The 18,526-nt window shown below is 74.4% G+C and carries 18 protein-coding genes; 7 read left to right on the forward strand and 11 right to left on the reverse strand.

Annotated features, from left to right (window positions below; all coding sequences use genetic code 11):
- Positions 1-81 precede the first annotated feature (81 nt).
- On the forward strand, positions 82-687 hold the full coding sequence (gene folE / locus ACZ4W9_RS16400; RefSeq protein ID WP_467936113.1) for a GTP cyclohydrolase I FolE: 606 nt from the start codon (positions 82-84) through the stop codon (positions 685-687).
- A 25-nt stretch (positions 688-712) separates the two neighbouring features.
- Here the strand turns inward: folE and ACZ4W9_RS16405 are convergent, their stop codons facing one another.
- From ACZ4W9_RS16405 to ACZ4W9_RS16430, 6 genes are all read right to left on the reverse strand, one after another.
- Positions 713-1,201, reverse strand: coding sequence for a DUF3180 domain-containing protein (locus ACZ4W9_RS16405; RefSeq protein WP_318202111.1), 489 nt, complete (start codon positions 1,199-1,201; stop codon positions 713-715).
- A gap of 79 nt (positions 1,202-1,280) precedes the next feature.
- A complete protein-coding gene (folK, locus tag ACZ4W9_RS16410) occupies positions 1,281-1,892 on the reverse strand; it encodes a 2-amino-4-hydroxy-6-hydroxymethyldihydropteridine diphosphokinase (RefSeq protein ID WP_467936115.1) in 612 nt (203 codons plus the stop codon).
- Positions 1,889-2,248: a dihydroneopterin aldolase gene (gene folB / locus ACZ4W9_RS16415; RefSeq protein WP_467936117.1), complete on the reverse strand. Its 360-nt coding sequence runs from the start codon at positions 2,246-2,248 to the stop codon at positions 1,889-1,891. The genes folK and folB overlap by 4 nt, the downstream gene beginning before the upstream one ends.
- Positions 2,249-2,562: 314 nt before the next feature.
- Positions 2,563-3,096, reverse strand: a complete 534-nt coding sequence (locus ACZ4W9_RS16420; protein ID WP_467936119.1) for a nuclear transport factor 2 family protein — start codon at positions 3,094-3,096, stop codon at positions 2,563-2,565.
- Positions 3,093-4,007, reverse strand: a complete 915-nt coding sequence (gene folP, locus ACZ4W9_RS16425; RefSeq protein WP_467936121.1) for a dihydropteroate synthase — start codon at positions 4,005-4,007, stop codon at positions 3,093-3,095. The genes ACZ4W9_RS16420 and folP overlap by 4 nt, the downstream gene beginning before the upstream one ends.
- Positions 4,008-4,113: 106 nt before the next feature.
- The gene (locus ACZ4W9_RS16430; RefSeq protein WP_467936123.1) at positions 4,114-5,925 is read right to left on the reverse strand and encodes a phosphatidylglycerol lysyltransferase domain-containing protein; all 1,812 of its coding nucleotides are present in this window, start codon (positions 5,923-5,925) and stop codon (positions 4,114-4,116) included.
- A gap of 227 nt (positions 5,926-6,152) precedes the next feature.
- Between ACZ4W9_RS16430 and ACZ4W9_RS16435 the strand changes: the two genes are divergently transcribed.
- Both ACZ4W9_RS16435 and ACZ4W9_RS16440 read left to right on the forward strand, forming a co-directional pair.
- The gene (locus ACZ4W9_RS16435; RefSeq protein WP_467936125.1) at positions 6,153-7,280 is read left to right on the forward strand and encodes an alpha/beta hydrolase; all 1,128 of its coding nucleotides are present in this window, start codon (positions 6,153-6,155) and stop codon (positions 7,278-7,280) included.
- A gap of 97 nt (positions 7,281-7,377) precedes the next feature.
- Positions 7,378-9,279 carry a hypothetical protein gene (locus ACZ4W9_RS16440; RefSeq protein WP_467936127.1) on the forward strand — a complete coding sequence of 634 codons (1,902 nt, stop codon included), beginning with the start codon at positions 7,378-7,380 and terminating at the stop codon, positions 9,277-9,279.
- Between the two features lie 82 nt (positions 9,280-9,361).
- Here the strand turns inward: ACZ4W9_RS16440 and ACZ4W9_RS16445 are convergent, their stop codons facing one another.
- Positions 9,362-10,699: a PH domain-containing protein gene (locus ACZ4W9_RS16445; protein ID WP_467936129.1), complete on the reverse strand. Its 1,338-nt coding sequence runs from the start codon at positions 10,697-10,699 to the stop codon at positions 9,362-9,364.
- Positions 10,696-11,199: a PH domain-containing protein gene (locus ACZ4W9_RS16450; protein WP_467936131.1), complete on the reverse strand. Its 504-nt coding sequence runs from the start codon at positions 11,197-11,199 to the stop codon at positions 10,696-10,698. Before ACZ4W9_RS16450 ends, ACZ4W9_RS16445 begins: the two co-directional genes overlap by 4 nt.
- Positions 11,200-11,230: 31 nt before the next feature.
- Here ACZ4W9_RS16450 and ACZ4W9_RS16455 point away from each other — a divergent pair, with 31 nt between their 5' ends.
- The gene (locus ACZ4W9_RS16455; protein WP_467936133.1) at positions 11,231-12,382 is read left to right on the forward strand and encodes an NADH-quinone oxidoreductase subunit D; all 1,152 of its coding nucleotides are present in this window, start codon (positions 11,231-11,233) and stop codon (positions 12,380-12,382) included.
- 34 nt (positions 12,383-12,416) lie between these two features.
- Here the strand turns inward: ACZ4W9_RS16455 and ACZ4W9_RS16460 are convergent, their stop codons facing one another.
- Positions 12,417-13,565: an SAM-dependent methyltransferase gene (locus tag ACZ4W9_RS16460; RefSeq protein WP_467936135.1), complete on the reverse strand. Its 1,149-nt coding sequence runs from the start codon at positions 13,563-13,565 to the stop codon at positions 12,417-12,419.
- A gap of 118 nt (positions 13,566-13,683) precedes the next feature.
- Here ACZ4W9_RS16460 and ACZ4W9_RS16465 point away from each other — a divergent pair, with 118 nt between their 5' ends.
- Together ACZ4W9_RS16465 and ACZ4W9_RS16470 are read left to right on the forward strand one after the other, a co-directional pair.
- The gene (locus ACZ4W9_RS16465) at positions 13,684-14,889 is read left to right on the forward strand and encodes a sensor histidine kinase (RefSeq protein WP_467936137.1); all 1,206 of its coding nucleotides are present in this window, start codon (positions 13,684-13,686) and stop codon (positions 14,887-14,889) included.
- Positions 14,890-14,987: 98 nt separating this feature from the next.
- Complete coding sequence (locus ACZ4W9_RS16470; RefSeq protein ID WP_467936139.1) at positions 14,988-15,659, forward strand: response regulator; 672 nt, start codon at positions 14,988-14,990, stop codon at positions 15,657-15,659.
- Positions 15,660-15,686: 27 nt separating this feature from the next.
- On the opposite strand, the gene ACZ4W9_RS16475 is transcribed toward ACZ4W9_RS16470, so the two are convergent.
- Entirely contained in the window at positions 15,687-16,790 is a 1,104-nt protein-coding gene (locus ACZ4W9_RS16475) for a DUF5937 family protein (RefSeq protein ID WP_467936141.1), read from the reverse strand.
- A gap of 164 nt (positions 16,791-16,954) precedes the next feature.
- Between ACZ4W9_RS16475 and ACZ4W9_RS16480 the strand changes: the two genes are divergently transcribed.
- Positions 16,955-17,161 carry a hypothetical protein gene (locus ACZ4W9_RS16480; protein ID WP_467936143.1) on the forward strand — a complete coding sequence of 69 codons (207 nt, stop codon included), beginning with the start codon at positions 16,955-16,957 and terminating at the stop codon, positions 17,159-17,161.
- 155 nt (positions 17,162-17,316) lie between these two features.
- Here ACZ4W9_RS16480 and ACZ4W9_RS16485 read toward each other — a convergent pair whose 3' ends face one another.
- Positions 17,317-18,513: a threonine aldolase family protein gene (locus tag ACZ4W9_RS16485; RefSeq protein WP_467936144.1), complete on the reverse strand. Its 1,197-nt coding sequence runs from the start codon at positions 18,511-18,513 to the stop codon at positions 17,317-17,319.
- Positions 18,514-18,526: the final 13 nt, after the last annotated feature.

The following is an 18,526-nucleotide window of genomic DNA, read 5'->3' on the forward strand; positions in this document are numbered from 1 at the left end:
CCTGGGGGCGCGGCATTTCGCATGTCCGCAGTTTCGGAACGCGAGACACACGCGCGTCATGGCGCAGGAACGAGGAACCAGATGACCGACCCGGTGACGCTGGACGGCGAGGGACGCATCGGCGAATTCGACGAGAAGCGCGCCGAGAACGCCGTACGCGAGCTGCTGATCGCGATCGGGGAGGACCCGGACCGCGAGGGGCTCAGGGAGACGCCGGCCCGGGTCGCGCGGGCCTACCGGGAGATCTTCGCCGGTCTGTGGCAGCAGCCGGAGGACGTCCTGACGACGACGTTCGACCTCGGGCACGACGAGATGGTCCTGGTGAAGGACATCGAGGTGTACTCGACCTGCGAGCACCACCTGGTGCCGTTCCGGGGCGTCGCCCACGTCGGCTACATCCCGTCCGAGAGCGGCAAGATCACCGGGCTGTCCAAGCTCGCCCGCCTCGTCGACGTCTACGCCCGCCGGCCGCAGGTGCAGGAGCGCCTCACCACGCAGATCGCGGACTCCCTGATGGAGATCCTGGAGCCGCGGGGCGTCATCGTCGTCGTCGAGTGCGAGCACATGTGCATGTCGATGCGCGGCATCCGCAAGCCGGGTGCGAAGACCATAACGTCGGCGGTGCGCGGACAGCTGCGGCACGTCGCCACGCGCAACGAGGCCATGAGCCTGATCATGGCGCGCTGATCAGGCCGCCGGGCGGCGCCGGGGCTCAGGCCGCCGGCTCCGCTCCCGGCGGGTTCTGGTCGTCGTCCTCCGGGAGCCGGCAGATCCGCTCCAGGAACAGGGCGGCCGCTATCACGGCGAGGCCGGCCAGCACCGAGAAGCCCGCGTAGATCGCCTGGTCGCGGCGGGCGGGGAAGTCCAGCAGCTCCAGCAGCAGGACGCCCGTGCCGCCGTACATACCGGCGACGAGGGCCGCGACCAGGGCGCTGGCCTGGCCGAAGACGACCGCCCGGGCGGCCATCAGCGGGTCGACGCCCTTGGCGCCGGGCCGGCGCTCGCGCTGGGCCTTCAGCCGGGCCCGCAGCGAGAGCGCCGTCGACAGCAGGACCACCGCGATCAGCGCGAGGACCACGGGCGCGGCCAGGGGGACGCTCGGGAGGGTCCCGATCGAGTTCCAGAGGCGGGCGCCCGCCCAGGACAGGACGCCGGCCACGACGAACACGCCCGCCAGCACCCTGATGCGCAGCTCTCTCACGGTGTCCCTTCGGTTTCCCCCGGACCATTCCGGACGGTGGCCGTCTTGGTCTTGACTTGATCCGTCTCGACCTTAACGACTACTCGGGCAGCCGGAGTTCCAGGTCCCCGCGGTGCGCCACACCCTCACGGGTGATCACGGACAGCAGTTCGGCCACCGTGCCGCGGCCGGGGAGCTGTGCCTCGGGGTCCACGTCGTGCCAGGGCGCCAGCACGAAGGCACGCTCGTGGGCGCGCGGATGGGGCAGGGTGAGCCCCGGGTCGTCCGAGGTGACGTCGGCGTAGGCCACGATGTCGACGTCCAGGGTGCGCGGGCCCCAGCGCTCGTCCCGGACGCGGTGGAAGGCCTCTTCGACGGCGTGCGCCCGCTCCAGCAGGGAGGCGGGGGGCAGCGTCGTCTTCAGCACCACGACCGCGTTGAAGTACGACGGCTGGCTGCCGGGCTCGACGCCCCACGGCGCGGTCTCGTACACCGGGGAGACGGCCTTCACCCGGACGCCCGGGGTGTCCTCCAGGGCGTCCACGGCCCCCTGGAGGGTCTCCAGGCGGTTGCCCAGGTTGGAGCCGAGGGAGATCACGGCCCACTGGGGGTTGTGCAGGGTGGTGTCGGCGGCGTCCACCTTCTCGACGACCGAGGCGGGCACCGGCTGGACGGTCGGGTCGCTGTGACCCTGGCGGAAAGGTCGGGTCATGCTCGGCTCCGGGTGATGGTGACGGTCACGTCGTCGAAGGGGACGGTGATCGGCGCGTCCGGTTTGTGGACGCACACCTCGACCTCCTCGACCGCTTCGTGCTTCAGGCAGGTCCGGGCGATCCGCTCGGCGAGGGTCTCGATGAGGTCCACCGGGTCGCCTTCGACCACGGCCACGACCTCCTCGGCCACGATGCCGTAGTGCACGGTCTTCGTCAGGTCGTCGTCGGCCGCGGCCGGCCGGGTGTCCAGACCGAGGACGAGGTCCACGATGAAGGTCTGACCCTCCTCGCGCTCCTTGGGGAACACCCCGTGGTGCCCACGGGCCTTGAGGCCGCGCAGCGCGACACGATCCACGCGAATCACTCCTGCAATCGTCGGGAAGGGCCGGCCCGTACCGCGTGCGGGCGGCACACCGGCCTCGGACGAATCTACCTGCGGGCACCGACAGAGCCCGGCCGCGGGGGCGGGGACCGGGCCGGAACCCGGAGGGTTCACCGGCGGTTTCCCCTGCGGAACCCGACCCTGTCACGGGCCCGTAGCCGCTGCTACCCGGGGGTAGGTGATTCCGGCCACGTGCCCGTGACCGGTGCCGGCCGCCGTCCGGCCGGGCCGGTCCGGGGCCCGCTCCCGTACCGCGCCTGCCGTCCCTCGTGGGTCCGGGTACCCGGTCAGGCGAGGGGGCCGTCGTCCGGATTCACGCCATTCACGCCGCCGTTCTCGTCGTCCTCGGCGCTCTCGGTCAGCACGGGGGAGGCGTGGTGCGACCAGAGCTTCCAGCCGGTGGGGGTGCGCCGGAACACGTTGGTGGCGACGACGAGCTGGCCCACCAGCGGCCCCAGCTCCGCGCCCTCCTCCGGGGCGGGCCCGCCGCTGAGGATGTTCTCCGTGCACGTCACCAGGGCCGTGTCACCGGTCACGGAGACGTGCACATCGGTCAGGAAGAACTGGATGTAGTCGGTGTTCGCCATGATCAGGGCGTACGACCTGAGGACCTCGCCGCGGCCGGTCAGCACCGGCCAGCCGGGGTGCACGCAGGAGACCACGCCGGAGTCCGCGGGGTCGTGGTACGTCTCGTCCACGCCCAGGTCCGCGGGCGTCAGCCAGAGGCCGGAGACCTCTTCGAAGTCGCCGCGTTCCAGCGCCTCGTAAAAGGCGGTGTTGGCGGCCTCCACCTGCTCGACGTCGGTGTGGGGGGCGCTCACCGGGCTCCTTCCGGCCCGCGCTCGTCGTCCGCGCCGGGCGTGCGCGCCGTGCCGCGCGCCTCGGCCACGGCCCGCGCGACCCGTACCGCGTCCGCCGTGGCGCGCACCTCGTGGACGCGCACCGCCCAGGCGCCCGCCTGCGCGGCGAGCGCGGAGACGGCGGCCGTGGCCGCGTCGCGCTCCCGGGCGGGCGGGGGCGCGCCCTGCGGCCCGGCCAGGACCCGGCCGAGGAACCGCTTGCGGGACGCGGCGACCAGCAGGGGGTGCCCGAGGGCGCGCAGCCGGTCCAGGTGGGCGAGGAGGGCGAGATCGTGGCCGGCCTCCTTGGAGAAGCCGAGGCCCGGGTCGACGACGACGCGGTCCGGGGCGATGCCGCCGGCGAGCACGGCCTCCACGCGCGCGTGCAGCTCCGTGACGACTTCGCCGACGACGTCCTCGTAGACCCCCTTGACATTGCCGCCCTGGAGGAAACCGCGCCAGTGCATGACGACGAAGGGGGCGCCCGCGGCGGCCACCACGGGGATCATCGCGGGGTCGGCGAGGCCGCCGCTGACGTCGTTGACGAGGGCGGCGCCGGCCGCGAGGGACTGCTCGGCGACGGAGGCGCGCATGGTGTCGACGGAGACGACGACGCCTTCGGAGGCCAGGCCGCGCACCACGGGGACGACCCGGCGCAGCTCCTCGGCCTCGTCCACGCGGGTGGCGCCGGGCCGGGTGGACTCGCCGCCCACGTCGACCAGGTCCGCGCCCTCGGCGACCAGGTCCAGGCCGTGCTTGACGGCGACGGTGGTGTCGAACCAGCGGCCGCCGTCGGAGAAGGAGTCGGGGGTGACGTTCACGACCCCCATGACCGCGCACCGGTCCCATGCCGGAAGGCCGGCCACCCGGCCGCGCCCGCTGATGCTGTTCATACGTTCAGCGTAGGCCCAGGTCGGTGCCGGGAACGCGCGGCGGCCCCCTCGGGGGAGGGGGCCGCGCGGGGCCGGTCGCCGGGCCGTACCGCCCGGTGCCCGGGGCTCAGGCGGCCCGGACGTCGCGCTCGCCCACGTGCGCGCACGGGCGCCCGGCGGCGGGCCGGCGCCGGCGCAGGAAGCGCGGCAGCGGCACGGCGAGGTTGACGAAGCCCTCCGCCTGCATGGCGGCGAAGCCGATGCGGGGCAGGTCGGCGGGGGCCCGGTAGACCACGAACCGCGGCTCCCAGCGTGGCTGGAACTTGGCGTTGAACTTGTACAGCGACTCGATCTGGAACCAGCGCGAGAGGAACACGAGCAGCCCGCGCCAGGCGCGCAGCACCGGACCGGCGCCGATCTTCTCCCCGCGCGCGAGGGCGGAACGGAACATCGCGAAGTTCAGCGAGACCCGGGCGATGCCGAACTTCGGGGCGGCCTGGAGGGCGGCGACGATCAGCAGCTCGTTCATGCCCGGGTCGGCGGCGCGGTCGCGGCGCATCAGGTCCAGCGAGACGCCGTCCCCACCCCACGGCACGAAGTGCAGGATGGCCTTCAGGTCACCGTACTCGCCCGGCTCGTCGTCCTGCTTGTGCGCGGTGGCGATCAGGCAGTCGCCGTCGGCCGGGTCGCCGATGCGGCCGAGCGCCATGGAGAAGCCGCGCTCGGTGTCCGTGCCGCGCCAGTCCTCCGCCGCCCGGCGGATCCGTTCCAGCTCCGCGTCCCCGAGGTCACGGATGCGCCGGACCCGGGTTTCGTAGCCGGCCCGCTCGATGCGCTTGACCATCTGGCGCACGTTGCGCATCGCGCGTCCGGCGAGCGAGAAATCCGCCACGTCCACCACCGCCTCGTCGCCCAGCTCCAGGGCGTCCAGGCCGGTCTCGCGGGTCCACACCTCGCCGCCGGTCTCCGAACAGCCCATGACGGCGGGCGTCCAGGAGTGGGCCCGGGCCTCGTCCATGAAGCGCTCGATGGCACCCGGCCAGGCCTCGACGTCCCCGATGGGGTCGCCGCTGGCGAGCATCACACCGGAGACGACCCGGTAGGTGACCGCGGCCTTGCCGCTCGGGGAGAACACCACGGCCTTGTCGCGGCGCAGCGCGAAGTGGCCGAGCGAGTCCCGCCCGCCGTGCCGCTCCAGCAGGGCGCGCAGCCTCACCTCGTCGTCCTCGGTGAGGCGCGCGGCCGGGTGCTCCGGGCGGAAGGCCAGGTAGGCGGTGGTCGCCGCGGTGATCCAGCCGAGCGCGCCGAGGGAGAAGGCCACCGTCCAGGAGGTGTTGCCCTGGTAGTCGACCGGGCCCTCGAAGCCGAACAGGCCGTAGATGACGTGCGTCAGCCGGTCGGCCAGGCTCGGGTCGCCGATCGTGCGGCCCGGGTGGACGCTCACGATGAGGAGTCCGAGCAGGACCGAACCGGCGCTCATCAGTACGAAGTTCGCGAGGGCGCGCCACCGGCTGCGCGGGTCCGGCAGGGCGCCGAACTGGTCCCGGTGGCGCAGCAGGGGCACGAGCAGGGCGACCGCGATGAGCGCGCCGACGAGCGAGTGCCGGTACGCGAACTGCGCCGCCGCGCCCACCGGGAGCAGCGCCACCGCGGCCCGCCACGCCCGGCGCTTGCGCCGCTTGAGCCCGTGCGCGAGCAGCAGCAACAGCACGCCCGAGCTGAGCGAGAGCGCCGCCGCGAACGGCCCGAACGAGCCCGGCAGCACCTCGGCCAGGGCGTGCATACGGCTGTGCCTGAAGCGCGGGAAGACACCCGCGGCGATGTCCAGGAGGCCCACGAGCGTGGCCGCCCGGCCGACCAGAACGGGAACGGCCTCGGGGCGCGGACCGCGCAGCAGGCGCCGTCCACGGCTTGATCGGCTCAGAACCCCGCCCGACACTTCCCCATCTATCCTGACAGACATCGCATCCCGTAGTTGTGCGAGAGACCTTGAACCCGGTGCCGATCGGGGCATCCGGCGACATTGCGCCCTCTAGGACGGTGTCTGGGGGAGGGAGGTTCACTCCCCACCGGAAAGTCGGGTCAAAGGGCAAGGAAAGCCCCGGGCAAGCGCACGCACCAGGCGTGGGCACGGCGCGGGCGGAAAGCGCAGGCAGGGAACACCCCATGGGTCTCACGAGCAACACAGTGCTGTGGCTGGCGATAGCGATCGCCGCCGTGCTGTTCATCGGCACGGTGTGGCTGTGGCCGCGCCTGGCCCGGCAGAGCTGGCGGACCGTCAGCGGGCGGATCGGCCTGCTGCTGTCCACCCAGGTGGCCCTCTTCGTCTCCGTCGGCCTCGCCGCCAACCAGGCCTTCGGCTTCTACGCCAGCTGGGCCGACCTGTTCGGCACGGAGACCGGGCAGGGCGTGGTCGTCGACCACGCGGCCGACGGCACGGCCGGCGGCCCGCTCCGGGTGACCTCCACCTCCGAGGTGCCCGGCGTGCGCGCCACGCGGCCGGAGCGGGGCGGGCAGATCCAGAAGGTGGACATCGTCGGCCGTACGACCCGCATCGCGACCCCGGCGTACGTGTACCTGCCGCCGGAGTACTTCCAGCCGCAGTACCGCACCCGCACCTTCCCGACGGCCGTCGTGCTGACCGGCTACCCGGGCACCGCGCGGGCGCTGGTCGACAAGCTGGACTATCCGAGCACCGCGCAGCGGCTGGCCGGGGACGGCCGGGCGCAGCCGATGATCCTGGTGATGATGCGGCCGACCGTGGCACCGCCGCGGGACACCGAGTGCGTCGACGTTCCGGGCGGGCCGCGGACGGAGACGTTCTTCGCCAAGGATCTGCCGGACGCCGTCCGCGGCCACTACCGGTCCGCCGGGCGGCCGGGCGGCTGGGGCGTCATCGGCGACTCCACCGGCGGCTACTGCGCGCTCAAGCTCGCCATGCACCACCCGGACGTGTACGCGGCCGGCGCGGGCCTGTCGCCGTACTACAAGGCGCCGATCGACCCCACGACCGGCGACCTCTTCCACGGCGACGCCGGGCTGCGCGACCGCGCCGACCTGTTCTGGCTGCTGCGGCACGAGCCCGCGCCGGACACCTCGCTGCTCGTCACCAGCAGCAAGGTCGGCGAGCACAACTACAAGTCCACGCTGGACTTCATCCGGCGGGTGCGGGCCACCGGCCGGACCCGGATCTCGTCGATCATCCTCGACAGCGGCGGCCACAACTTCAACACCTGGCGGCGCGAGATCCCGCCGACGCTCCAGTGGATCAGCGGGCGGCTCTCCGAGCGCTGAGCCGGCGGGCGCCCTGACGGCTCGTGAAGCCCCCGGTGTGGCCGTGTTTTTACGGCCCGGGGCCCATGATTCACCTACGCGCGGTAAGTTTCTGGCCATGCCACGTGGACGCCACCGCCATTCCTCCCCCCTGCACCGGCTGTTGCCTCCCTCGGCGATCGCCGGCGTCTCCGTCGTCTGTGCGTCGGCCCCCTGGGTGTTCTCCGAGGCCACGGTGTTGCGGGCGCTGGCCGCCGCGGCGGCGGCCACGTCGGTCCTCGGCGCGTTCGTGATGCGCCGATGGGACGTGCGGGCGGGCCGGCGGGTCGCCGAGCTGACGCGTGCGCGTGCCGGTGACGAATGGCGCTTCGAGGAGCGCGTCGCCGAACTGGAGACCGACCTGGAGGAGTCCCGCGAGCTGCGCGCGAAGCTGGAACAGCGGCTGCGCGCCAAGCGCGCCGAGCTGGCCGGCCTGCGCAACGAGCACGCGGCCCTGCTGCGCCGGTACGCCACCGCCGAGACCGAGCGGGCCAGCGCCCTGGAGGGCCGCCGGCTGCTGGAACTCGAGACGACGGCACCGGAACCGGGGCCCGCCCGTCCGTCGGCCCCGGCCCTGCCGCCCGCGCCCGCCCCGGCGGCCCCCGCGGTCTTCTCCCCCGAGGGCGCCCGCCTGTACCGCCGGGCCCTCACGGCGCTGTCCCGCTTCGACCGCGAGCCCCCGCACGAGCCGGGGGACGGCGACGGCCCGCGCGGCCAGGGGGACACACCGGCGGAGGCCGGCCCCGCGGGGGACGCGCCGGGGGAGCCCGGGGCTCCCGAGACCGCGACCGCGGAGTCCGGGGCGCTTCGGACCGCGACGGGGGAGCCGGCCACGCCGGACGCGGTGACGGGGGAGCCCGGCGCGACCGGGCTTCGTGCGGGAACGCCCGAGGCGGAGGCGTTCGTGTCCGGGACGCCGGGGGCGACGGCGCCCGTGGCCGGCCCGGCGCGGGTCTCCGGGCAGGAGACCCCCGAGGGCGCCGGGGGTGCGGCCGGGGCCGTCGTGGACGGCGGGGCCAGGCCGGTTCCCGTCGCCGGGTCCGTCCCGGGAACGGTGGCCGTTCCCGCCGCCGGGACGGGGTACGTCCCTCAGCCCGGGTCGGCTCCCGCGCCCGGGTCTGCTTCCGTGTCCGGGTCTGCTTCCGTGTCCGGGTCTGCTTCCGCGTCCCAGGGTGCTTCCGCTTCGGGGGCTGCTCCCGTGTCCGGGTCGGCTCCCGTGTCTGGGGCCGCTCCTGTGTCCGGGGCTGCTTCCGTGTCCGGGTCGGCTCCTGCCTCCGTGCCCGGGTCTGCTTCCGCGTCCCAGGGTGCTTCCGCTTCGGGGGCTGCTCCCACTCCCGTGTCCGGGCCGGCTCCCGTGTCCGGGCCGGCTCCCGTGTCCGGGGCCGCTCCTGTGTCCGGGGCTGCTTCCGTGTCCGGGTCGGCTCCCGTGCCCGGAGTCGCGTCCGCTTCCGGCGTTGCTCCCGTGTCCGGGGCCGCTCCCCTGACCGCCGCCGGGGCGCCGTCCGAGACCGCCGGGCCCGCGTCCGGAACCCCTGGCTTCGTCTCCGGAACCCCTGGGTTCGCCTCCGGTAGTCCTGACTCCGGCTCCGGCGGCCCCGCCCCCGCGTCCCGGCCCGCTCCCGAGGCGCAGGGCGTCGCGGAGCGGCCGGCCGGTGGCGCCGGGCCGGTGGTGCCGCCCGCCGCGGCCGTCGTGTCGCCCGCGCCCGCGCGGCGGCCGGTGGCCGAGGGCGGGTTCGACTTCTTCGGTACGCAGAAGGACTCGCAGAAGGGCGCCCCGAAGGCCGCGCTGGACGCCGTACAGAACGAGGACCTGGCCGATGTCGTGGGCCCGGAGGCGCTCGCCGTGCACAAGGCCGAGGCCGAGGCCGCGTTCAAGCCCGCCGACGAGCGGTCCCGGGGCGTCGGCCAGGTCATCGACCTGACCGCGCACGACGAGACCGAGCAGATCGACGTGCAGGGGCTGCGCAGCGCGGCCTACTGAGCCGCCGCCGGCGACGAGACGGGCCCGGTCCTCCCGCGGGGGAGCCGGGCCCGTGGTCTGCCCGGCCCGGGGCCCGTGCCGGTCAGCCCGCCGTCATCCAGCGGTCCGGCGGGGCGTCCCGGCGGCCCGTGCGTGACCTCTCCGCCTGTTCCGCGAGCAGCCGCGCGGCCTCCCCGGCGTCGCGCAGCCGGGCCGTGACGGTCTTGTCCGCCCCGGTGTCCACCCGTACGTCGGCGAGTTTCCAGCAGCGCTCCCAGGGCCCCTGGGTGAGCCGTACGCTCTGCACCTTGGCGTGCGGGACCAGCGACAGCCGGCGGCACAGCAGGCCGCTGCGAGCGGCGAACACCGTGCCGGTGACGGCGAGCCGGTGCCCGCGCCACCACACCGGTACGCACCACCGGGCCCGGCGCGGCACGGGCGACAGCTCCGGCGGCACCGTCATACCGGGCAGCACGCGCGCGAGGACGGATACGGCGACCGCGCGCGGGGCGACCGGTATCAGCACGGAGTTGTCGGATCCGGCCACGTCCAGTTCCACCCGCACCCAGCCGCGCCACCGCCACAGCAGCGGTTCCACGATCCGCACGGTCTGCACCCGGCCGGGCGGCACCGTCTCGTGCGCCCGGTCCAGCAGTCCGTGGTCGATGCGCAGCCCGTCCGGGGACTCGCTCACCGTCCAGTCGAACTCGGTGACGAACCGTCCCACACTGCTGGCCCCGGCCGTGCCGAGCAGCGGCAGGGCGGTGGCGAGGACCGTCCACAGGTTGTCCGTGACGAGCCACAGCACGGTCGGGACGATCAGCGCGGCGCACAGCGAGCCCCAGGTGGCGCCGGTCAGCACCAACGAGCGCGCCAGCTCGCGCGGGGGCACGCGCAGCAGGACGTGCGCCGGTGCTTCACCGACCTCACGCGCCGTCTCGGGAGCGAAACCGGCCGCGCGCGCGAGCAGCTCCGCGCGCAGGGCGTGCGCTTCGCGCTCGCCGAGGAAGGCCAGTTCGTCCTTGTCGTCGGCGCCCACGACGTCGATGCGCAGCTTGGCGACGCCCGTCACGCGCGCGAGGAGCGGGCGGGAGACGTCCACGGCCTGCACGCGCTCCAGCCGGATGTGCGCGGTGCGCCGGAACAGCAGTCCGGTGCGTATCCGCAGCTCGGTGTCGGTGACGGCGTAATGCGTGAACCACCAGGACAGGAAGCCGTAGAGGCCGGCCGCCGGCACCAGCACCGCGAGCCCCAGCAGCAGCATGGTGTCGGTCAGCCGCGCGAGCTGCTCCTGCGTGCCGTTCGGGTCGTGCACGGCCCAGCCGGCCAGCACGGCGAGCGGCGCCCACGCCCGGCGCAGGGGCGTGACCGGATGCAGCCGGCGCTCGATGACGGGCGCACGCTCCGGTATGCCGCCCCCGGCGTGGTCCGGGGGCGTCACAGGCCCGCCGATCGTGCCTCGCCCAGCTCGGTGAGCCGGTCGCGCAGCCGTTCCGCCTCGGCCGGGTCCAGGCCGGGGATGGTCGCGTCGGTCGCGGCGGCGGCCGTGTGCAGCTGCACGGTGGCCAGCCCGAAGCGCCGCTCCACGGGCCCGGAGGTCACCTCCACCAGCTGCATCCGTCCGTACGGCACCACCGTCTCCTCGCGCCACAGGACACCGCGGCTGATCAGCAGGTCGTCGGCGCGCTCGGCGTACCGCCAGGAGTGCCAGTTGCGCCCCAGCAGCCGCCAGCACACGGCGGCGCACGCCGGCGGCAGCAGCGCGCACGCCGCCCACGCGGGCCCCGCGAAGAGCCCCGGCAGCAGCCCGGCCGCCACCGCGAACACCCCCGTCCACACCACCAGCAGCAGTCGCCGCACCCGCAGCAGGCCGGGCTCCAGCCGCCGCCACGCCGGCTGGTCCGCCGCCGCTCCGGTCCCGTCCAGACTCCCCGTTTCCATGGGCCCAGCCTACGTAGGGGAAACTGGGCCCATGACTCCTACGACGGAGACCACGGTCGGTATCGGCGGCGCGGCGGAGAGCACCGACATGGTGCTCAACATCGGGCCCCAGCACCCGTCCACGCACGGGGTGCTGCGGCTCAAGCTCGTGCTGGACGGGGAGCGCATCCTCCGCGCGGAGCCGGTGATCGGATACATGCACCGGGGTGCCGAGAAGCTGTTCGAGGCGCGCGACTACCGGCAGATCATCGTGCTCGCCAACCGCCACGACTGGCTGTCGGCGTTCTCGAACGAGCTGGGCGTGGTCCTCGCGGTGGAGCGGATGCTCGGCATGGAGGTCCCGGAGCGGGCGGTGTGGACGCGCACCCTGCTGGCCGAGCTGAACCGGGTGCTGAACCACCTGATGTTCCTCGGCTCCTACCCGCTGGAGCTGGGCGGGATCACGCCGGTGTTCTACGCCTTCCGGGAGCGTGAGGTGCTCCAGAACGTCATGGAGGAGGTCTCCGGCGGGCGCATGCACTACATGTTCAACCGCGTCGGCGGCCTCAAGGAGGATCTGCCGGCGGGCTGGACGGCACGCGTGCGCGAGGCCGTCGCCGCGGTGCGTTCGCGGATGGACGTCTTCGACGACCTGGTGCTCGGCAACGAGATCTTCCGGGGGCGCACGCGGGGCGTGGGGACGCTCGCGCCCGAGGCGGTGCACGCCTACGGCGTGAGCGGGCCCATCGCGCGCGCCTCGGGCGTCGACTTCGACCTGCGCCGCGACGAGCCGTACCTGGCCTACGGCGCCCTCCAGGACGTCCTGAAGGTGGTGACCCGCGCCGAGGGCGACTGCCTCGCCCGCTTCGAGGTGCTGCTGGAGCAGACCCACAACGCCCTGGACCTCGCCGACGCCTGCCTGGACCGGCTCGCCGGGCTGCCGCCCGGCCCGATCAACCAGCGGCTGCCGAAGGTGCTGAAGGCGCCCGAGGGGCACACGTACGCGTGGACCGAGAACCCGCTCGGCATCAACGGCTACTACCTGGTCAGCAAGGGTGAGAAGACCCCGTACCGGCTGAAGCTGCGCTCGGCCTCGTACAACAACATCCAGGCGCTGACCGAGCTGCTGCCGGGGACGTTGGTGGCGGACATGGTCGCGATCCTGGGCTCGCTGTTCTTCGTGGTCGGCGACATCGACAAGTAGGCCGCCGGTCGCCGCCGCCCCGGCTCCGGGGCCGCTACCGCCCCGGCTCCAGGGGGTCCGGGACACCGACCGGCTGGAGCAGCCAGCCGAAGTCGCCCAGGCCGCCCGGTGCCGTGAGTTCGGCGGCCTCCCCGGCGCTCGCGAGGGCGCGCAGATATCCGGAGGGGTCCGTGGAGGCCAGCGCGAGCGGGGGGCGTGCGCCGGTGAGGTCCAAGGCGCGCAGGGCAGCGCGCTGCGTGAGCAGGCGTGGAACGGGAAGCTCGCGCGCCGTTTCGGGGGTGACCTGCGCCGTCTCGGGCGTGGCGGAGGGCACGGAAGGCGCCCCAGGGCGCGTGAGCGGTGTCGTACGCCCCGGAGCCGACGGCGTGCACTGCGCGCCCGGTTCCGCCGCGCACGCGTCCAGGGCGACGTGTGCCGTGATGTCGCACGAGCCGTCCGGCACGGGCGCCGTCTCCCGGCCCGCGCGGAAGCCGGTGAGCGTTCCGAAGGGCGGGCGCGTGTCCAGGGTGTGCGCGTAGTCCACGGCCACCGCGAGTCCCCGTGTCACCCGGGCCACGGCCGCCGCCCAGGCCCGGTCCCGGGGCAGCCCGATCTCCGCCCGCAGCCCCTCCTCGGGCGGCAGCGGCCACCAGCGCGCGAGCCAGTCGGCCGCCGCCCCCGTCACGGGCTCCCCGAGCCGCTCGGAGCCGTCCTCCGCGACGAGCACCAGCCGGGGCACGCCCGCCGCGTCCACCTCCACGACGTCCACGGGGACGTTGTCCAGCCACTCGTTGGCGAACAGCAGCCCGGTGACCGCGTCCGGCGGCTCGCCGCGCCAGACGATCCGTTCGTCCAGGCCGGGCGGGCGGCCGGCGAGTTCGACGGCGTACGCACGCGTGCGCGCGGCCACCTCGCCCGGCAGCGCGGCGAGCACCCCGCCGGCCAGTTCCCCCCGCCCGGCGCCCATGTCGACGAAGTCCAGCACGGCGGGGCGCCCGAGCGCCGCGTCCACCCGGCACAACAGCCGGGCCACGGCCCGCGCGAACAGCGGGGAGGCGTGCACGGACGTACGGAAGTGACCGGCCGGGCCCTCCGGGCGCCGGTAGAAGCCGTCCGGCCCGTACAGCGCCGCCCCGGCCGCCGCGCGCCAGCCGCGCGGGCCGGGCTCCCCGCGGCGTACGCCCGTGGTCGTCTCATCCGTCACGGGGCCAGCGTAGGCGCACAGGTGATCACGGCATCCACCTTGCGGAGTACGCGCGCCGGGCGCGGATCGGCCCTCCGGTTGACCCCTACACACACCCGGTTTCCCTACGCTGGGTTACGTGCAGCGCCTCTATGACTTCCTCCGCCGCCACCCGTTCTGGGTCGACACCTTCTGGGCCGTCGTCCTGTTCGGGATGTCCGGGATGAGCGAGGTCAGTTTCGACGGGTCGCCGCACCACCACGGGTCGCTGCCCGCCGGTATCGCCGTGTCCGCCGTCCTGTGCGTGGTCGTGGCGCTGCGCCGCCGCTTCCCGGAGCCGATGCTGCTGGTCGCCGTGGCGACCGGGCTGGCCCAGCTGGTCCTGGACGTCGAGACGACCGTCGCCGACTTCGCCATGCTGGTGATCACCTACACGGTCGCGGCCGTCGGCGCGCGCTGGTCCTCCCGGCTCGCCCTCTCCGTCAGCCTCTGCGCGGCGGCCGTGGCCCAGATCCGCTGGCCGCAGGAGCAGGCCAGCTTCGCCGGGCAGGTCGCCATCGCGGTCTTCCAGACGGTGCCCTTCGTCCTCGCCTGGGTGCTCGGTGACTCCATGCGCACCCGGCGTGCCTACTTCGCCCAGCTGGAGGAGCGCGCGGCCCGTCTGGAGAAGGAGCGCGAGGCGCAGTCGAAGGTCGCGGTCGCCGCCGAGCGCGCCCGTATCGCACGCGAGCTGCACGACGTGGTCGCGCACAACGTGTCGGTGATGGTGGTGCAGGCCGACGGCGCCGCCTACGTCATGGACACCGCGCCCGACCAGGCCAGGAAGGCCCTGGAGACGATCTCCTCCACCGGCCGCCAGGCCCTGGCCGAGATGCGCCGCCTGCTGGGCGTGCTGCGCACCGGCGAACACCAGGAGAGCGGGGAGTACGTCCCGCAGCCCGACGTCGAGCAGATCGACGACCTCGTCGAGCAGTGCCGCGGTTCCGGCCTGCCGGTCGACTTCAAGGTGGAGGGCACCCCGCGCCCGCTGCCCAGCGGGGTGGAGCTGACCGCGTACCGGATCGTGCAGGAGGCGCTGACCAACACCCGCAAGCACGGCGGGCCGGGCGCGGGCGCGAGCGTGCGCCTGGTCTACTTCGACGACGGTCTCGGCCTGCTGGTCGAGGACGACGGCAAGGGCGCCCCGCACGAGCTGTACGAGGAGGGCGGTGCCGACGGCCGGGGGCACGGCCTGATCGGCATGCGCGAGCGCGTCGGCATGGTCGGCGGCACGCTGGACGCGGGCCCGCGCCCCGGCGGAGGATTCCGCATCAGTGCCCTGCTGCCGCTCAAGCCGGCGCACTGACCCCGCCGCGCGCCCCGCCGCCACGCAAGACGGCACCCTGAGACCGCACCCCCAGGACGGCCACCGGAGACGGCGGCCGACGACACGGAAGAGGACCCATGACGATCCGCGTGATGCTCGTCGACGACCAGGTGCTGCTGCGCACCGGGTTCCGGATGGTGCTCGACGCCCAGCCGGACATGGACGTCGTCGCGGAGGCGGGCGACGGCGTGGAGGCCCTCCAGGTGCTGCGGTCCACCGCCGTCGACGTCATCCTGATGGACGTCCGGATGCCGAAACTGGACGGCGTGGAGGCCACCCGGCGGATCTGCTCCGAGCCCGAGCCGCCGAAGGTGCTCATCCTGACCACGTTCGACCTGGACGAGTACGCCTTCTCCGGGCTGAAGGCGGGCGCGTCCGGCTTCATGCTCAAGGACGTGCCGCCCGGCGACCTGCTGGCCGCGATCCGCGCCGTGCACAGCGGTGACGCGGTCGTCGCGCCCTCCACCACCCGGCGGCTGCTGGACCGCTTCGCGCCGATGCTGCCCGCCACCGGCAAGGAGCCCCGGCACAAGGAGCTGGAGCGGCTCACCGAGCGCGAGCGCGAGGTCATGGTGCTGGTCGCCCAGGGCCTGTCCAACGGCGAGATCGCGGCCCGGCTGGTACTGAGCGAGGCCACGGTGAAGACCCACGTGGGCCGCATCCTGACCAAGCTCGGCCTCCGGGACCGGGTGCAGGTGGTCGTCCTGGCGTACGAGACGGGACTCGTGCGCGCGGGCGGTCACGGCTGACACCCCGGCCGGTTCCGGGACGGCGGCTCAGCGCAGGACGCCCTCGATGAAGTCGCTGCCCAGCCGGGCCACCGCGGCCAGGTCCAGCTGGTGCTGGACGTACCGGCCGCGCCGGCAGTCGGTGATCAGGCCCGCCTTCTTCAGCACCGACAGGTGCCGGGATATCTCGGGCGCCGTCATGCCGTGCGCGTCGGCCAGCTCGCTGGTGGTGTGCGGGGCGCGCGCGAGGTGCCGGCACAGCCGCATCCGCACCGGGTGCGCCAGCGCGTCGAGCCGGCGCGTGAGCTGCTCGACGGACGGGGCCTGCGGCCGGGGGCCGCTCGCGGGATAGGTGATCGTCGGCTGCCAGCCGTACCGGTGCAGGACCATCAGGTGCGGCCAGCCGAGGCTGGTCGGCACCAGGACCAGGCCGCCGTCGCCGGTGGCGGTGCGGCCGGTCAGCAGCTTGTCGACCCTGATCAGCCGGCCCTCCTCGTCCAGCGACACCGCCGCGGACAGCGAGGCGAGGGCCTCGCCGAGGCCCTTGCGGCGCAGCAGCTCGGTCTTGTGCCGGGCGTCCGCGGCCAGCTGGGGCTGGATCCGGGCCCAGGTGTCGGCGAAGAACGCGTCGTCGCAGTCGAGCATCAGCTGCCGGAACCAGGCGCGCACGGCCGGCGGGTCGGTCAGCAGGCGGCGCGTGAACCGCTCCTGCACGGCACCGCGCGCGGCGGCCAGCTCCAGGGAGCGGCGGCGCAGTTCCGGGTCCTCCAGCGGGCCGGTCTCCTGGACGTCGTAGCGCAGCTGGCAGGTGAACTCCAGCGCCGCGTTGACGAACTGCCCGTCCGTCAGCTTGTCCAGCAGGTCCAGTTCCTCGGCGAGCGTGGCCCCGGGCAGCGTGCGTCCGCCCGGGATGCCGGCGAACGGGGCGAAGACGTCCGAGAACGTCGAGTGCCACAGGAAGTCCGCCTCGCACAGCCGGTCGGCCAGGCAGGGCTCCAGCCGGGAGGAGACGGCGGTCGCCCAGCCCCGCAGGTCGGGATGGTGGCCGGGCTCGCTCAGCGCGTGCAGCGCCATCCCCAGTTCCGCCAGCGGAGACGGCACGACGCTGACCTGCTCCAGCGGCAGTCCGGTGATGTCGATGGTCACGCTCATGCCCCCATCGTGCACCGGACCACCGACAGTGCCCCCGTCGATTGACGGCAGCCGTCAATCGACGGGACAACCGCGCGGGCCGGACAGCAGGCTGAAGGCACCGGGGCAGCCGCGGAGCCCGATCAGTCACCCGATCAGTTCACGTCCCGAGAAGGCGATCCGTCATGAGCGTCACCCAGCAGTACCTCCTCGACACCTACCGCGCCCGTCTGCACGGCGAGCCCGGACCGCCCGCGCCGGGCCGGCACGACCTGGACGCGCTGCGCGGACTGCGGGAGCACCGGCGCTTCGACGCCGTCATCGCCGGGCGCCCGGCGCGCGGGAGGCTGCGGTACGCCCTGCGCCGGTGGCTGCGGCCGAGAGCGCTGTGACGCCTCGCGCACCGTGGCCCCCACCGCCCGTGCTCCGTGCCGCACGGCGTGCGGGCCGCGCGGGCGCGGACGTCGTGACGGCCCGGCGGTCGTAGCGGCGCGCGACGTCGCACAAGCCGCGCCGGTGCGCGGGCCGCGCACATCGTGCGCGCCGGTCACGCGTCGGGCAGTCGGCGCGCGAAGCCGGCGACGGCCGCCCGTACGTCGTCCGCCGTCCAGTCCAGGCCCTGCGCGCGCACCGAGACCTCGGTGAAGGCGAGCCCCGGACCGCCGTGGTCCCAGGCGTCGGCGAAGAGGAACGTGCCCGTCTCCTCCGCCTGCCGCACGGCCGCCTCCGTCAGGACGTCGGCGTCGTACGGCAGCCAGACCCGGAACTCGTGGGTGTGCGGCTCCCCGGGGTGCACGCGGGCCCACGGGAGGCCGGCCGCGGCGAAGCCCTCGCGCAGCGCGGCGGCGACCACGCGCGCGTGCCGCACGTAGTCCGGCAGCCGGGGCAGCTCGCGCTCCAGCCCGACGAGCGCGGACAGCACGGTGGGGAACTGCTGGTAGACCGCGCCGCCGTACCGGTGCCGCCAGGTCCTGGCCTCCTCCACCAGGGTCCTCGGGCCGGCCAGCGCGGCGCCGCCGAATCCGTCGAGGGACTTGTAGAACGACACGTAGACGCTGTCGGCGAGGCCCGCGATCTCCGCCAGGGGCCGGCCGAGGCGGACCGTGCACTCCCACAGGCGTGCGCCGTCGAAGTGCACCACCGCGTCGCGCTCCCGCGCGGCCTCGACGACCTCCGTCAGCTCCTCCCAGGTGGGCAGCACGAATCCGGCGTCCCGGAGGGGCAGCTCCAGCGCCAGCGTCCCGAAGGGCTCGGGGAAGTCGCGTATCTCGGCCGCCGTGGGCAGCCGGGGCGCGCCGGTCACCCGCACCGGTCGCAAGCCGCTGACCTGGCTGAACGCATGCCGTTCGTGCACCTCGGGGTGGGCCAGGGCGTGCAGGGCCACCGTCGGGTTCCCGGTGCGGCCCGCCCAGCAGCGCAGGGCCACCTGCTGGGCCATCGTGCCGGTCGGGAAGAACGCGGCGGCCTCCGTGCCGAGCAGGGCCGCGACCCGCTCCTCCAGGTCCGCCACGATCCCGTCGCCGTAGACGTCCGAGTACCGGTCCAGGTCGTACACCCCGGACGCCGCCTCCAGGACCGCCAGCCGCTCCCGGATCGTGCGCCGGTAGCCCGGCCGCGACAGCACGCGTTCCGCCTTCACGAAGGCGGCCCGGCGCCGCTGCCGCATCCGCTCCGCCGCGGGGTCCTCCGGGTCCGCCCGCCGGTCGTCGTCCTCGTGTCCGTCCGGTACCGCCGCATCAGTCATGGACGGATCATGC

The sequence above is a fragment of the Streptomyces sp. NPDC029296 genome, from assembly GCF_055569255.1.